A 15,397-nucleotide genomic window follows, 5' to 3' on the forward strand; every position below is an offset into this window, starting at 1 on the left:
CAAAAGGAACCCCTTCCCGGTAAACCGGGTAAATGCAAATTCTAAATGGCGCTGATTATTTCTTTATTATAAATCCTTTGTTGGTTCTGGCAGATGTTAAATTGTTCACTTCTGTAACATCTTTTAATATTTGATCAAGTGGAATTTGTAAATCTATTGTTCCCGTAAAATACATTGTTTTCAATGCTGCATCGTCAAAACTTATTTTCACCCTGAAATGGCGTCCCAGCTTATTAAAGACATCCGGCAAGGGTGTTTGTACAAAATTAAATGATACGGAATCTGTTAACGGAACAGGCGCCTGTTTGTCTGCCACCTTAACGGTTCCGGCATTTTTGTTCAGCACCAGCACCTCTCCGGGTGTTAGCACATTACTGAAAGAGGGCACGCCCTTCTCTGAAATAATGTTTTTAACCAATACCTTCCCGGTATGCAATTTAATACTAACAGTATGGCCGCCTTCCAGTGCCGTGATGGTGAAAGAAGTACCGAGCACGGTGGTGGAAACGCCGCCGGCATACACAATAAAAGGATGCTGCTGGTTGCCTGATACTTTAAAATAAGCGCTTCCCTTCAGGTATACTTCTCTTTTTTCCCGGATAAAATCACGCGTATAGCTGATTTCGCCTCCCGGGTATACCCTTACTTCCGAACTATCCGGTAGTATTACTATTTCGCTGTTATTACCATAGTTATAGGTAGATTTCCACGGTGTTACGTGGGCTTCTTCTTTTTGATGCTTCTCATTTTGTGCGATTTTAGGATTTGCCCGGGGCTTCATGAACAGGAAATATCCCACGGGTATCGATATAGCAATAACCGCTGCTGCCGCAACATTCCTGGCCCAATGTATACGCCTGGGCTCAGGGAAAACGCTTTCTTTTATCTTTGCAAAAAGTTGATCAGTCTTTTCGGCTGATAATAAGGCGTCTTCCACATCGTCCCATTCTGCTTTTGTAACCAGGTAATCCGGTAGCTCATCCACCTGGCACAAAAAGGAACTTACTGCCTGTTGCTCCTCCTGCGTACATTGGCCTTTAAAATATTTGTCCAGCAATTTATCGGTTATATCCATATCTCTAATCCTAATACGATCCTGCCTGCAGGATACCCGTAATCAATAAAAAAAAATTTCAGGAAATATGATACGCTAAAAAGATGATGACCGTTGCACTTCCATAACCACCTAATTGTTTTAATGCCAACGATATGTGTTTTTCAACTGTTCTGGGAGAGATCGACAGCCGGGCCGCTATTTCCGAATAGCTGTAGCCCTCTATTCTACTCAGGATAAAAACCTGCCTGCGGGTAGGTGGCAACTGGTTTAATATGGCAGTAAGCTGCTCATTCGTTTCGTAAGTGGTGGGAGAAACAGTGGTCCCAGGGAAATAATCCCGGTAATATGATTTCAGGTTCCTTTCTTCTGCAGCTACTTTTTTGAAATGATCCAACAATGTTGATTTAGCTATCCGGAACAGCTGTATATCCATGCTGATATTAGTTGCCAGCGTATGCCGGAAACGCCATAATTTTATAAAAGCAAGCTGCGTCAGTTCATCCGCCAATTCCGCGGATGCCGTCTTCTTAAGATAATAGGCATAAATTTTCCGGTGACTCAGTTTAAATACCATTTCAAATGCCACCTGATCATCATTTATGATATTTTGAATGTACTCCTGCATTAAGTCCCGGATATTACTTATTTAGTTCTTGGAAATTGGAGAGGTATTTCCGTTAAAATAAGTAATTTCCTGCAAAAACGAAATAAAAGATACCGGGCCACCTGCGTAATAAGCTGCACCTGGATACCTCCGGATAAACCAAAAGAGATTCCGCCGTAGTACGAAGGTACTGGCAGATCCCTTTTGGTTAACTTATACTTTGCACTTTGAAAGATGCTTTACTTTTCCCTCCCGTTTTAATTATCCCACCAAACTTTCGTGCTCTGTACAGCTGATTGTTGTGGCTGTGCATTCGTTAATATTTCGCTCTGCGGATACAATAACCGCCGGGGGATGTCTATCAATGCGCCGTCTACTTTCTGCAATTTTGGGAAACCTGTTCTCCTCCAGTCGTTATACGTTTCAAAGTTGAAAATATTGGCTACTGCTTTTTCTTCCATGATCAGCTGTAACGCATTGCCGGCAGTTAATTTACGGCTGTTTACATAAGCTGTGGCTGCGGCGGAAGTGGTATCAATACCGAGTTTGGACAAATGGGAATTGATGGCATTTACATACACCGGCTGCGCTGCAGCAAAACCATTGGTGATCAGCAGGGCCTCCGCCTGTATGAATAGGGTTTCTGAATAATTGAATATATAATTGGAAGATGCCTTGGCGCCATAAAACGCGGCGGGGTGAGAATACTTATCCAGGTCGCCCGTGGGAGTGCCTATCCTCCTGCCGGTATACAGCCCGGTTGTCTTTGCCGGGGCAATCATCTTCGGCAGCCGGGGATCATTCCGGTTACGCAATGTATCTACCAGCGTGGCATTCATCACGTAAGTAGTTACAGGAGTAAAGGTGAGGTACCAGATATTTTCCGATCCGGCTGCACCTGTGTAGGTGAACTTAAAATCGTCGTTGTTGGATGACATGCCGTTTTTCAGGGCGGCCATTGCGCTTTCTGCCTGTGTTTTGGCGGCATAGCCGGGCGCTTTCGTGAGATGCATATAATACCTGGCTTTCAGCGACCAGGCGAGTTTACGCCAGGCATCCATATTACCGTTGTAGAAGTAGTCGTCGCCTGCGGGGGTCTTTGGGCTGCTGTTCTTATCAATGTTGGCAATGGCATCGGTGAGGAGCGACTGTATACTTTTATAGATATCTTCCTGTTTATCGTAAGGCACTGTGAACACCCCGCTGGTGAACCCTTTGGAATAAGGGATATCTCCCCAGAAATCGGTAGCGGTGCCCAGTGTATAGGCAGTAAGTATTTTGGCGATAGCTGCATAGTTCCAGTTGTTATTCGCTTCCGCCTTTTTATTCAGGGTGATCAGGTTATTGAGCGAGGTCACGTAGAAGTTGGACCAATCGCCATCCATATCAATATTAAACAACTGGTAACTGCCCACGTAAGGATTCAGCTGGTTGGCAGCTATGTTCTGCACATAGTTCTGTATAATGATCCCCGCATTGCCACCCTGGATATTATCGGAAATGTTCAGCTCCAGCGGCGGCAGGATCAGTGATTCCTGTACATCCACCGGGTTGTTGGGATCTTTGTTAACGTCCAGGAATTTTTTACAGCCCTGTAAACAAAGACCTGTAAGCAGCAGTATATAAAAAGACTTTCTCATGTTGATAAATTTTAGTGGTGCTGGCATACTAAAAACTGAATTTCAGTGAAAAGTTGATAGAGCGGGATGTAGGCGTAGAAAACGCGTAGATGCCCTGCGAGCTGTTGCCTGTGCCATAAGAGCTTACTTCCGGATCAGCGCCTGTAAAATGCGGGCTGTAGATCCAGAGGTTCCTGCCGGTAACTGCCAGCGAAGCGGATTTGAAAGGAGTTCTTGCCAGGAAAGACCCCGGCAGGAAGTAGGAAAGGCTTACGTTCCGCAACTTGATATAAGTACCGTCCTGGATGGTAGATTCGTATTGCCTGGTCTGGTAGTAAGTTTGTGCATCTACTTCCACGTTGTTGGCCTTTCCGTCTACTTCACTGATCCCCTTCACTACTATTTTACCACGGTTAGCCGTTACCTTCGCAGTGCCATAGTAAAAGCCGGCTGATTCCACATCGTTTTGTACATCCCCGCCTTTTTTCATGTCGAAGAAAAAGGAGAAGCTGAACTGTTTATAGCGGAAGTTGTTATCCATGCCAGCCAGCCAATCCGGGTTAATATCGCCTACAATACCCTGTTGCGGGTCTACTACCGGCAAGCCCCCGGCGTCGATGAGCAATTCGCCGTTATCTGCACGCTTATAACGGGGGCCAAAGAAAATATTATATGGCTGGCCTTTGATCAGGCGCCCCAGCTGGTCAATGCCCGGTCCCAGCGTAAGCACCTCGTTTTTGATCTTTGAAAAGTTCAGGGTAATATTCCAGCTGAAATCTTTCGATTTCACAGGCGTAGCAGCCAGCAGCAACTCTATTCCTTTGTTGGATATTTCAGCGGAGTTAAAAGTGGTACTGCTGTAGCCGGTGGCATTGGAGATCTGTGAACCGGGAATAAGACCGTTTTTGGAACGGCGGCTAAAATAAGATCCTTCAAAGCTGATCCTGTCTCTCAGGAAACGCATTTCAAGCCCTGCTTCATACTCGTTGAGCCGTTCATTGATGAGCGACGGGTTACCCAGTGCAGGTGTGAGTAAAAATCCCTGTTGCCCCTGGAACGGGTACAGGAAGTAACCGGCATTGGTGTTCCTGCCTGCCTGTACATAGGGAGTAGACAGCGCATAGGCCCCTACCCCGTCGTTACCTACCGTGGCATAACTCAACCGCACCTTTCCGAAGTTTATGACACTGGAAGCCTTAGCGCCCAGGAATTCGGAAAAGATAAAACTGGCGGCTGCCGATCCGTATGGATAAAAGTTCTTATCAGGATTAAGCACGGAGCTGCCATCGTACCTGCCGGTGAGCGACAGGTTCAGGAAGCGGTTATACTCAATGTTTGCCTGTGAGTAGAAGCCCACTTTCCTGAGCTGGGTATGGCTTTCCGTACCGGTGATAGTAGTACCGGAGGATAAATTATTGAAATCGATAATATTCAGCCCGGTGCTATTGATATTCATATATTGGTTGTAGGTGGTATAGATATTATTACCGAGCAACAGGTTCACATTAAATTTGCCAAATGTTTTTGTAGCATTAATGATCAGGTCATTGTTGAATTGCCTGAAGTTGATGTTCTGGTTCCTGATCTGCCCGGTGAGCCCTATCTGCGGACTTGGATACTCTACATATTTATCGGACTCGGTGTAAATATCAGCGCCAAGTCTTTCAGTAATAGTCAGCCAGCTGGTGGGAGTGATATTGGCGGTAAATACCGGGAGAAACCTGTTTACTTTGGAATTGTTGCTGATATTATCGAGCGTCCATAGCGGCATATTCCTGGAATTGCGGTAGCCGCGCTGGCTGCCATCGGGCAGGAGCACGGGGTAAGGATTCCAGGATACCGGCTGCAGCAACAGCACAAACAAAGGCCCGTTGCTGGCGCCTTCCGGCAGCCTGTCCTGGTTGGAGTTGCTATATCCCATCTGGAAAGTAGTGCTTACATACTTACCTATTTTGGAATTATATTTTGCAAAAAACGAATGCCGCTTAAAATCATTTTCCGGCATCACCCCTTTCTGGTTGAAATAAGAATAGCTGAGGAAGTAGTTGGAACTGTTGTTACTCCCGGAAGCAGAAATAGTGTTGTTGGTAGTAATACCGGTACGGAAAAAATCGTATGGATCATAGGTTGGCGCGGGTTTGCCGTTTACTTTGAGCGTATCCATGCGGGGCCCCCAGGAAAGGCTTGTTTTTTTGTCAGCATCCTCCCCGTTGTAAAAGATACCTTCCGTGCCCTGGCCGTAAATATTCTGACGTTCCGGTAACAGCGGATGCTCAAAGGAGGCATCAGAAGAAAAACTGAACACCGGCTTTCTGTCTACCCCACCGTTCTTAGTGGTAATGAGCACTACTCCCCTGGCGCCGGAAGAACCGTATAATGCCGTAGCAGCAGCGCCTTTAAGGATGTTCACATTTTCTATGATAGCAGGATCAATATCTGAGATACGGTTTACACCGGAGCCAGCCGCCCCGCCGCCAATATTGCCGGTTTCCGTGTTATCTACAGGCACGCCATCTATTACAAATAAGGCCTGGTTCTCGCCGGTAGGAGAAGAATTCCCCCTGATCACAATGCGGGACGAGGCCCCTGCATTACCGGAGGAACTGGTGATCTGTATACCCGGTACCTTACCAGCCAAAGTGTTCACCAGGTTTGGCTCCTTGGTTTTTAACAGTTCCTCCCCGTTCAGCTGCTGGGAGCTGAACGTAAGGTTACGCTTATCCCGTTTTACACCCAGCGCCGTTACCACCACCGTATTCAGTGCGGATGTATTGCTGCTTAAAGTAATGGCGAAAGTGGTTCTGCTGCCCACCGGTACTTCCGCATTAAGGAACCCGACGCTGGATACGACCAGCGAATTCTTTTCATCAACGGTTAATTTAAATGATCCGTCGGCCCCACAGGTGGTAACCGCCTTGCCATTCTTCTCCCGGACGGTGGCGCCAATAACAGGCATACCGGTGGAATCGGCCACGGTACCAGTGATCGCCTTTTTCTGCGCCGCGGCAGAAAAGGAAAAGAAAGCAATAAAACATACCACGCATAGCGGTACAATACATCGTGATACTGCTGATTTTGCTGATAGTGCCATTTGAATAATGTTTTGGTTGACAGGTTGAAGGACCTCATAGAATAGTTAGCACACTAAAATTAGGAGTAAGCTGGGTAGATGGATTCAGAATAATTAACCGATTATATACGAATATTATCCCAAAGTTCTTTATGAGATTAATTTATACGCATGTTAAATGTCGTATTGACAATAATGTACATAAGAAGGGGAAGAGCAGTTACAGCAATATATTAAAACGGATAAACGTAACCCGGTTTTATACTTTCAGAAACTTCTCATACCCTCTCAGGGTAACTACTACCCACTTTAGCGGGAAGCATTCCCTGCTTTTTACCTGGTCATAACCCGGATCTTATAAATACAGGTTATATACGGGGCAACAGCGGCTTATATATGGGGGATATATGGGGGAACCGGGGAGTATCCATACAGTAGCCAGGGAGTAACCATATGGTAACATGGCTTTTCAACAGGCTGGAAATTGAGGTTAAATTAAGCGTCTAGGCTCACTGGGAACAAATTTACCCAAATCTCCGGTAATATAACACCCGGCAAGCGCATATTACATTAACAAAGGCCTCACAGCAGATGGAAATAAAAAATACTACCTGCCATACTGAATATTAAAATGTCGTACTTTATGTCCAACAAAAATTTAGTGCCTGCTGTGATTCTGCAGATGGTCTGAGACAACAGAAAACAGTTATTGTTATCACTAAAAAAACACCTCGTTGAAAAAACTATTCCCTATATTCTGTATGTTGGTCGTTGCACTGTCGTGCAATGAATCAAAATTGTCTAAAGGCCCTGTAGGCAGTCTGTCGCTCATCCGCGCAGAAATCAATATTACACAGCGTTTACATAGCAGGATCGAAAACCAGGTAGTTGTCATTTTGTACGATGAAGAAGGAAAAACCATAAAAAACGACGCTATTAAAATCTATGTGAACGGGGCGGAGGTAAAGTACACGGTCAGAAAGGAACTCTATTACACATCCAGCACTTATTATTTAAAGGATAGTGCTAACCCCGAAAACAACCAGTTCAATTTTGAAATAGTGCTTCCGGATGGCAAAAAATCATTCCTGGCCCGGATAGATGCCCTTGACCTGGTGGATGGTCAAAACATCAGTTATACCGAAAAGGGGAACCGGTATAAGGACTATGAAATAACCTGGAAAGGGCTCACCGGCGTAAATTACCTGGCCATCGCGAGATCCATGAAAGTAAAAAAACAGGAGGAGCCCAATATCACTACCTATGAAGGACAATTACCGGATACATTCAGCGTTCAGCCTGCAGGGCGTTACGTGGTATCCAGGTCTGCCTTTGATAATCCAACGCACCAGCTCAGTATACTCTCGTTTACATTTATCGCCCAAAAGAATGGAAAAGTAAGCCCGGAGCTGGTCAAAGGCAGCAGTATCAGTATTATCGGGACTATTGAAAGAAATGTGTCATTTGAGTAGCGGTCTAACCCTTTATAGAAAATCAATCAGTTACATCAGTCTGACATAATCTCACCAAAACCTCCAGTAAATATAACACCAGGCGACCGCATATAATGCCAGCCAAAGTTTCAGGCTTTGATACCAGGGACGTTTAACTTCGCCCTCTCCCCAGGTACGCAACCATGCTATATTCCAGATGAATGGCTTTATTTGCTCCGGCTGAGGGGCGGGCGTGTAAAGGGATACCACTGCTATCAGCCCCATCGTAAGCACCTGTGCGATAGCGCCAATATACAACCAGTGAAGGTTAATATCCATCGCATACAATGCCACGGCAAGTAACACCTGGATAACTACACCTCCCAGCAACCCGGCAATTGCGCCGCCATAGCTGGCTCTTTTCCAGAAGATGCCCATCAGCAATACTGAAATAAACGGCGTAGCGATATAGGTTACGCCGGTCTGAAAATACCTGAATAATCCTACCGTACCAACATACGGCGCCACCAGTGAAGAGATCAGTAAAGCAGCACCTCCCGAGAGCTGGCCTGTGGTGATTAACTCCCTGTCTCCCGCCTTTTTCCTCCAGAAGCGGCGGTACACATCCAGTGAGAAAATAGTAGCCACACTATTTGAAAGTGCGCTTACGCTCGCCATTACAGCTGCAAAAAAACCACCCAGGATAATCCCTCTCAAACCTGAAGGAGCAAAAAGCTGCAGTGCTACAGGGAATGCACGGTCCTGCTCATCGGGCAACAGGGAAGGGCCCTGCCGCATTATATCCAGCCAATGATAAATAATCAATCCTAATAAACAGGTTACGAGTGGCCGTATAATATTGATAAACCCTGAGAAGATAAGTCCCATCATCCCATCCCATTTGCTGCGGGCGGAAAGGATCCGCTGGATCATTACCTGGTTGGAAGACTGATAAAAAAGAAATACGCCAAAAGATGCAAGTATCAAACTTAGGAAAGGAGCCTGCGGATCGGATGGAGGATGGTAGAGATGAAATCTTTCGGGAGCCGCCGCCACCATGGCATTCCAGCCGCCGGGTATTTTATCCAATGCTACAAAATAGAATATTACGCCGCCACCAATGAGCATCACGCATTGAATTGCGTCTGTCCACATCACTGAGCTTAAACCTCCTGCCAGTGTGTAACTGGCGGTAACTAATATTATACCGGCCATGACATAATACCGTGGCCAGCCGGTCAATTCGCTGAGAGTGATACTGCCTCCGTATATTACGGGTGGCAGAAAAACAAAAATATACCCTATAAGGATCACTATACTGTATATCGCTCCACAGGCAGGGCCAAACCTGCGATTGAGCAGCTCCGGAACCGTCATAATCTTATTGCGCAGGTAGAGCGGGATAAAAAATATCATCATCAGCAAATAAGTGGGCAGGCTCCACCACTCCCAGTTTGCAATAGCCATACCGCCTTTGTAGGCGGCTCCTATCGTTCCCACGATCTGTTCACTCGAAACGCTGGTGGATACAAATGCAGCGCCGATAAGGTACCAGGGCATATTACCTGCAGCAAGGAAATATCCCTGCGTGGTACGCTTTACTTTCCTGGCCGCCACCAAACCAATGATTACCACTAACAGGATTTCCCCGGTGATGATCAGAATATCTGTTAATGAGAGATGAAATTTTTCCATGCTGTTATATAAATATGTGCCAGTGTTGCAGGTGTTCCGTACTGCAGCCTGGCGCGATCGTTTGCTGCGGGCCAAGTGTTTCCAGTTCCGCGTAATCTTTACAGACGAATACTTCCAGGTTATTATGCTGCTTTTCTATGTTATGATCTTTGTTCCGGATGATCAGTGTTCCCGCCGGTTGTATGGCGGCAAGCCACCCCCACTCTTCATACCATCCTGTTTTACCCCTGTGCTCCCCCGGTGCGGGGATCATGTACCCGGCAGCCAGTTCCCAGTTTCCCGGATCTGTACCCGGCCAGTAATTGACTTCCGGCGTATTACAGGAAGCCAGTATATCTGCGGTGCGGGGAACACAGGTAATGCCCCATAACGCCCCGGTCCAGTTTTCTGTTCCATTGTTCTCCAGGATATGATGTATATTAAAACCATCAGTTCCAGCTGTTGTGATCTTTATGGAAAACCTGAGGCCATCCGGCCTTTGCCGCGCCTTTATCAACAACCCGGCTGCTGTTTCCAACACTTCGCAGGGCGTATTGTCGGGATAGTAACTGGCTGCTGTTTCAGGTGCAATGGTGAAGCGATGCCCTCCGTACATCTTCCATTCCCCTACGCTGAAACCTGTATGATCCACGTACAGCAGGTTCTCCCCGCCGTTGTAACGCAGTGAAAGTATACGCGGGCCGGCGGATACGCCCACTATCATTTCGGTATCTCCTGCCGCGTATTTTACAGTACTTATCATGGCAGCACCCTGCTGGTTAGTCCACGCTGATAAGCATCCAATCTTGTGAAGCCTTCTGCATACCTGCAACCGGCGGCTAATCCTCTAAAGCGGGCCTGTACCGATACCATATCTGCCAGATCAGTAGCTGCCAGTTCTTTCATGGCTTCCACCTGGCTTTTATGACAGGCCAGCATTTGCTGTTTTACATCCATAACATCGCTGATATTCACATACTCCGACGGCAGAAATCCTATGCCCCCGAGATTGTCCATGTAATAAAGTGATGCATGACCGAAACGGCAGGCAGGTTTCGACTGACCAGGAATGAACGGCAGGCCTTTCTGAAAATATGCGTCGAACACCAGCTGGCTTACATAGCGATGATCCGGGTGATAATCGTTGGGAGAATGGGTGAAGATCACATCAGGATCTGCTTCGCGCAGGATGTCTATCATAAGCCGCCGTTGTTCCCTGTCCGGGAAAACGTGTTCATCCATCACCCCGGCCCAGATCACGTTTGCGTTTATAATGGCTGCGGCATCGCGGGTTTCTTTCTCTCTTATCTTTTCCAGCTCTTCCGGCGGGATCTTCGTATCTCCCATATTTCCGCTGGTGAAAATGGCCATTGTTACTTTATGGCCTTCCCTGGCGTAACGGATCAGTGTTCCGGCGCAAAGTATTTCTATATCATCGGGGTGTGCAGCCACACAAAGTATATTCATCATAATACACCGTATCTGTTGTATACTGTTCTTAAAGAGTCCCCGTTCAACAGGTCCCTTCTTGACTGGTCTTCTTTAGATCCTTTCTCAAAAGCAAGCTCCAGTACTTTATCTTCTACTTCTCGTGGGATCACCACAATACCATCGAAGTCGGAAAAGATCAGTTCCCCGGGATGTACCACCACATCCCCGCAACGAACGGGAACATCGTAAGCCATTACCCGGCCTCTTCCCAAGCTGTCAAGGGGGCGGATGCCACCATAGAATACGGGGAAGCTCATGTCCATGATCTTGCGGCAATCCCTTATCATGCTGTCACAGATGCATCCCACAGCGCCGTTGCGCTTGGCGATAGTGCTCATTAATTCGCCCCAGGGTGCATTGGTAGAGCCAAAGTCAGTGGAATGTACCACTACATCCCCTTTCCTGAGAGAGTCTACCGCCTCTATTTCTATGGAGTAGGCATCATCTTCTACATAATCCGTTTCCATCCACCGGAGCGTTCTGGCTCTTCCGATAATGGTGCAGTTATTTACATCCAGGGGCCTTAAGCGCTGGTGCATGGCCTGGTTCCTGTATCCAAGGGTATCCAGCACATCACAGACAAGAGGAACATAGAGGTGCTCTCTTATCCATGCAAATTTGTCGTCATCATTTAGTGCTATCATCTTTATATATTTTATACGCTACTATTTTATTCCCAAACAAAGGGTTGCATACGCTCAGGAATAATGCATTGTTCCTGCATATTCATTTTAGTGCAGTGCCATTTGAAAACACCAGGGTTTTCAGCATTTAAGGCCATCATATCGTAATGATTCGGCATCACGAATCTGGGCTGCAGGGCATATGATAATTCAGCGGCCTGCTCAGGTCCGGGGTTGCCCCATTTACCATTGACGGGTACCAGCATCACTTCCGGTGTCCGGGGCGCGGCAGCCACCAGGAGCGGGTGAAACTGTGTATCACTGGTGTGATAAACATTCCTGCCATTGGCAAACTTTATATGGTACCCGGTGGTATCCAACACATCGGGACCGGTGGGTAAGGCAAAGACGCCACTGACCACCAGTCCTTCGATGGTTTTACTTTCCCCAACACTTATTATAACAATCCTTTGTTCCGGGATGCCAATTGCTATGAGCTTCCTGGCAGCTAACAGGGGCGATACAAACCAGGTATCCTGCTTGTATTGATACCCCGAAAGGGTATCCGGATCCAGGTGATCGAGATGATCATGTGTGATGATACAGATATCTGCCATAAGATGTTCCGGCTGAACAGGCGCAGGATATAATCTTGTGAATTCGGGGGCGCCCCTTGCTGCGGAATCAGACAGGTAAGGATCTATCACCACTGTGAGGCCTGATGCCCGGATGATATACCCTGCCTGTCCCAGCCACCATATAGCGGCCTGTGAGGGGGAAAGTGCATACTCCAGGATCGATCTCATGTTATCTATCACATTTACAGGTTTACACAAAAACGTTTTACGGCTTTCTCATCTATTTCTATTCCCAGGCCGGGCCCGGTGGGCACTGCGATGTAGCCATCCTTGTCCATTTGCACGGGGTTCCTGATGATCTCCGTGAGCATGGGATTTTCGCTGACATTGTATTCCAGGAAAAGTGACCGTGGCAGTACCGCATTTAAATGAAGGCTTCCGGCAGTGAGGAGGTCTGTCAGCCAGGCATGCGGACAAACATCGATCCCTGCATATTCCGCTTCCCAGATGATCTTCCTGGCCTGTGTGAATCCCCCGCAACGGGTAAGATCCGGCTGGATCACATCTATTCCGCCTTTGTTGATCAGTTCCCGGAAGCCCCATGCAGTGGCCTCCTGCTCACCGGCAGCCAGCCTGGTTTTTACGCCTGCGGCTTTTGTTTTTGCATATCCTTCATAACATTCCGGGTGCAGGAAATCTTCCAGCCAGAAAATATTATACGGCTCCAATGCCTGGCAAAGCGCTATGGCATCGTATGCACTGCGGTTCACCATCCAGCCCGCATCCACCATCAGTTCCACATCAGGGCCAAGGGCTTCTCTTGCTGCTGCCACCAGTTTAATATCCTGTTTACGGTCCTGTCCAAAAACGCCCCAGCCAAACTTCACGGCGGTAAAGCCGCGCCCCAGATAAAATGCACAGGCGTCTTTGATGGCTTCCACCGTTGGGCGGAAAAGCGTGGAAGCATAAGCCCTCACGCGATCCCGTCTTGCCCCGCCGAGTATCTTATGAACAGGCTGGCCAATGGCTTTCCCTATAATATCATGACAGGCAATATCAAATCCGGACAATACCTGCATAGCTACTCCTCTTCTGCCAAAATAAATAGTGCCGCGGTAGATCTTGTCCCATAGTCTTTCCACATCAAAAGGATCTTCTCCGATTACCAGTGAGCGTAATCCTTCAAATACACCGGCCCCGCTTTCCGGCGCATTTACCACTGCTTCTCCCACATGCGGTGATGTTTCAACATCCGACCAGCCGGTAATCCCCTCATCTGTACTTACTTTTAGCAGCAAACAATGTTTTACTCCCCTTGCTTCATCACTGCCTTCAGGAGAACGTATCTCAAAAGGCGATTGCAGTATAAATGCTTCTACGTTTGTTATTTTCATGTGATCAGTTGAAAGTAATGGCCACTTTTAATGTTTTATCCTGTTTATAGCGTACCAGTGAAAATGCTTCTTCCCAGTTTTGAAAATGTACCTGGTGTGTGATAAGTGACGCGAGGTTGAGCGTTTCATCCTGCAGGCATTCCAGTGCTTCTTCTATCCGGTCTTCATCATTACAGGCGCCTGCGATCTCCAGCTCTGCCAAATGGAGTGTAAAGAGATCAATAGCTACGGGCTCTTTCAGTGCGCTGAAAACAACCAGCCTGCCACGCGGGCGCAATGCTTTCATGCAGGTGGCCACTGCATCCGGCGAGCTCACAGCCAGTATAGCAACATCTGCACATCTCACCGGGTCTGCATCCGGGATTTCAACGCCCGGGATACTTTGTAAGCGGAATGGTACCCTGCCGGTTACCATCACTCTTGCCGCTCCTGCCCTCTTTGCCAGGCGGGCAATGATATTTCCAAAGGGACCATCACCGGCAACCAATACCGTGCGTCCTCTTATATCGCCGGCACGTGCAATTGCCTGCAAACAAACGGCCACCGGTTCAAGTAATGCGCCGGTGGCGTTTGATATGCGCAGCGGTAATGCCGTTACCCTGTCTGCTCGTTGTGTAAAGTATTCTGCAAAGCTTCCATCCCTGTCGTATCCCAGGTGCCCCATATTGGAACAGATATTTGACAGTCCTCTTTTACATTCATTACAATTACCGCACGGAACAACGGGATGTACCGCTACGCGGGCTCCCAATGCCACATTCCTTACATCCTCTCCGGCAGCTACAATAATGCCTGCAGCCTCATGACCCAATACCCTTGGATAAATGATCCCGAAGGGATTACTTTTGAGGTCATGCAGATCTGAAGTACAGATCGTGGTGGCCAGTGTTTGTATCAGCACCTCTCCTGCCCCGGGAACAGGGATGGGCATTTCCGTTTTCACAAGGGTATCCGGCCCTCTCATTTGCAGTGCCTGCATAGTTTGTTTCATGTCCGGGCTTTTGTAGGATCAGGTAAACCCAGCAGCTCCAGTGTGTTCCGGTATATGATACCTTCTGTTACCTCTTTGGGGATGGATGGAAGGCCGCTGTTTGCCAGTATATGATTGATGTTGCGAACGCCGCTTAGTGAATCTGCGGTGGTAGTGAAGGGAAAGTCGGACCCGAATAACACTTTTTCATGTGCACGGTACTCTACCAGCAACTGCATGGAATTATAAAATTGCCAGGGCCGGTAATATAATGCAGATAAGTCTGCATATACATTCGCATGCCGGCGGATAACGGCAATTGTTTCCCCTTCCCATGGATGTCCGAGATGTGCGAGCACCATCCTGAGATCCGGGAAATCCACTGCTACTTTATCAAAGTGAACAGGGCGGGAATAGTCCAGGGGTGTACCGCTTACAAATGAGGTCCCTGCATGAAAGAGCACCGGCAATCCATGTTTCACACAATAGCGGTAAACCTGGTAACACCTGGGATCGCCGGGGTGCACATCCTGGTATAAGGGCGACATTTTTACACCCACTGCACCATCCTGCCGGTGGCTCTTTTCCAGTTCTTCCATAAAGCCCGGCAATGTGGGATCTATGGAAACAAAGTACAATAAACGGGAAGGAGCCTGCGCTACATGCGCTGCCACCATATCGTTCGGAATGTTCCAGCCGGTGGCGGCGGCCTGTAATCCGAATACGATAGCCACATCTGCTGCTTTTGTACTTTCCAGATGTTTTTCTCCCAGGTCCCTCCAGACGGTGGGATCTATGTTACACCGTTTCATATCGGCCAGCAACCCGGGGCCGAAATCGGTATCGGGACGGAAAACATGCGTGTGAATGTCTACGATCATATC

13 protein-coding genes are annotated in these 15,397 nt (G+C 47.6%); 1 reads left to right on the forward strand and 12 read right to left on the reverse strand.

What is annotated here, in order from left to right; translation table 11 throughout:
* Positions 1-55: 55 nt before the first annotated feature.
* The 4 genes from ABIE50_RS24930 to ABIE50_RS24945 all read right to left on the reverse strand — a co-directional run bounded on the left by ABIE50_RS24930 (position 56) and on the right by ABIE50_RS24945 (position 6,371).
* A complete protein-coding gene (locus ABIE50_RS24930) occupies positions 56-1,075 on the reverse strand; it encodes a FecR family protein (RefSeq protein WP_209858490.1) in 1,020 nt (339 codons plus the stop codon).
* Between the two features lie 58 nt (positions 1,076-1,133).
* The gene (locus ABIE50_RS24935; RefSeq protein WP_209858489.1) at positions 1,134-1,682 is read right to left on the reverse strand and encodes an RNA polymerase sigma factor; all 549 of its coding nucleotides are present in this window, start codon (positions 1,680-1,682) and stop codon (positions 1,134-1,136) included.
* Positions 1,683-1,918: 236 nt separating this feature from the next.
* Positions 1,919-3,301: a SusD/RagB family nutrient-binding outer membrane lipoprotein gene (locus ABIE50_RS24940; protein ID WP_209858487.1), complete on the reverse strand. Its 1,383-nt coding sequence runs from the start codon at positions 3,299-3,301 to the stop codon at positions 1,919-1,921.
* A gap of 28 nt (positions 3,302-3,329) precedes the next feature.
* Positions 3,330-6,371: a SusC/RagA family TonB-linked outer membrane protein gene (locus tag ABIE50_RS24945; protein WP_209858486.1), complete on the reverse strand. Its 3,042-nt coding sequence runs from the start codon at positions 6,369-6,371 to the stop codon at positions 3,330-3,332.
* A 713-nt stretch (positions 6,372-7,084) separates the two neighbouring features.
* Here ABIE50_RS24945 and ABIE50_RS24950 point away from each other — a divergent pair.
* A complete protein-coding gene (locus ABIE50_RS24950) occupies positions 7,085-7,822 on the forward strand; it encodes a hypothetical protein (protein ID WP_209858481.1) in 738 nt (245 codons plus the stop codon).
* A 51-nt stretch (positions 7,823-7,873) separates the two neighbouring features.
* On the opposite strand, the gene ABIE50_RS24955 is transcribed toward ABIE50_RS24950, so the two are convergent.
* From ABIE50_RS24955 to ABIE50_RS24990, 8 genes are read right to left on the reverse strand one after another with little or no spacing between them, the layout of a single operon-like run.
* The gene (locus tag ABIE50_RS24955; protein WP_209858479.1) at positions 7,874-9,478 is read right to left on the reverse strand and encodes an SLC5 family protein; all 1,605 of its coding nucleotides are present in this window, start codon (positions 9,476-9,478) and stop codon (positions 7,874-7,876) included.
* Between the two features lie 4 nt (positions 9,479-9,482).
* Complete coding sequence (locus tag ABIE50_RS24960) at positions 9,483-10,220, reverse strand: hypothetical protein (protein ID WP_209858477.1); 738 nt, start codon at positions 10,218-10,220, stop codon at positions 9,483-9,485.
* Positions 10,217-10,927 (reverse strand): PIG-L deacetylase family protein, encoded by a 711-nt coding sequence (locus ABIE50_RS24965; RefSeq protein ID WP_209858475.1) that lies wholly within the window; start codon positions 10,925-10,927, stop codon positions 10,217-10,219. Before ABIE50_RS24965 ends, ABIE50_RS24960 begins: the two co-directional genes overlap by 4 nt.
* Positions 10,924-11,592 (reverse strand): RraA family protein, encoded by a 669-nt coding sequence (locus tag ABIE50_RS24970; RefSeq protein ID WP_209858472.1) that lies wholly within the window; start codon positions 11,590-11,592, stop codon positions 10,924-10,926. The genes ABIE50_RS24965 and ABIE50_RS24970 overlap by 4 nt, the downstream gene beginning before the upstream one ends.
* A 26-nt stretch (positions 11,593-11,618) precedes the next feature.
* Positions 11,619-12,377 carry an MBL fold metallo-hydrolase gene (locus ABIE50_RS24975; protein ID WP_209858471.1) on the reverse strand — a complete coding sequence of 253 codons (759 nt, stop codon included), beginning with the start codon at positions 12,375-12,377 and terminating at the stop codon, positions 11,619-11,621.
* A gap of 14 nt (positions 12,378-12,391) precedes the next feature.
* Entirely contained in the window at positions 12,392-13,543 is a 1,152-nt protein-coding gene (locus ABIE50_RS24980) for a mandelate racemase/muconate lactonizing enzyme family protein (RefSeq protein ID WP_209858470.1), read from the reverse strand.
* Positions 13,544-13,547: 4 nt separating this feature from the next.
* Complete coding sequence (locus ABIE50_RS24985; protein ID WP_209858468.1) at positions 13,548-14,534, reverse strand: zinc-dependent alcohol dehydrogenase; 987 nt, start codon at positions 14,532-14,534, stop codon at positions 13,548-13,550.
* Complete coding sequence (locus tag ABIE50_RS24990) at positions 14,531-15,394, reverse strand: amidohydrolase family protein (protein WP_209858466.1); 864 nt, start codon at positions 15,392-15,394, stop codon at positions 14,531-14,533. The genes ABIE50_RS24985 and ABIE50_RS24990 overlap by 4 nt, the downstream gene beginning before the upstream one ends.
* Positions 15,395-15,397: the final 3 nt, after the last annotated feature.

It is taken from the genome of Chitinophaga sp. OAE865 (assembly GCF_040546735.1).
Lineage (GTDB): Bacteria > Bacteroidota > Bacteroidia > Chitinophagales > Chitinophagaceae > Chitinophaga > Chitinophaga polysaccharea_A.

Excerpts from the sequence above, each read along its gene's own strand:
- ABIE50_RS24930 (WP_209858490.1), bottom strand. The coding sequence starts at position 1,075 with ATGGATATAACCGATAAATTGCTGGACAAATATTTTAAAGGCCAATGT.
- ABIE50_RS24960 (WP_209858477.1), bottom strand. The coding sequence starts at position 10,220 with ATGATAAGTACTGTAAAATACGCGGCAGGAGATACCGAAATGATAGTG.
- ABIE50_RS24985 (WP_209858468.1), bottom strand. The coding sequence starts at position 14,534 with ATGAAACAAACTATGCAGGCACTGCAAATGAGAGGGCCGGATACCCTT.
- ABIE50_RS24945 (WP_209858486.1), bottom strand. The coding sequence starts at position 6,371 with ATGGCACTATCAGCAAAATCAGCAGTATCACGATGTATTGTACCGCTA.
- ABIE50_RS24980 (WP_209858470.1), bottom strand. The coding sequence starts at position 13,543 with ATGAAAATAACAAACGTAGAAGCATTTATACTGCAATCGCCTTTTGAG.
- ABIE50_RS24970 (WP_209858472.1), bottom strand. The coding sequence starts at position 11,592 with ATGATAGCACTAAATGATGACGACAAATTTGCATGGATAAGAGAGCAC.
- ABIE50_RS24940 (WP_209858487.1), bottom strand. The coding sequence starts at position 3,301 with ATGAGAAAGTCTTTTTATATACTGCTGCTTACAGGTCTTTGTTTACAG.
- ABIE50_RS24990 (WP_209858466.1), bottom strand. The coding sequence starts at position 15,394 with ATGATCGTAGACATTCACACGCATGTTTTCCGTCCCGATACCGATTTC.
- ABIE50_RS24935 (WP_209858489.1), bottom strand. The coding sequence starts at position 1,682 with ATGCAGGAGTACATTCAAAATATCATAAATGATGATCAGGTGGCATTT.
- ABIE50_RS24975 (WP_209858471.1), bottom strand. The coding sequence starts at position 12,377 with ATGAGATCGATCCTGGAGTATGCACTTTCCCCCTCACAGGCCGCTATA.
- ABIE50_RS24965 (WP_209858475.1), bottom strand. The coding sequence starts at position 10,927 with ATGATGAATATACTTTGTGTGGCTGCACACCCCGATGATATAGAAATA.
- ABIE50_RS24955 (WP_209858479.1), bottom strand. The coding sequence starts at position 9,478 with ATGGAAAAATTTCATCTCTCATTAACAGATATTCTGATCATCACCGGG.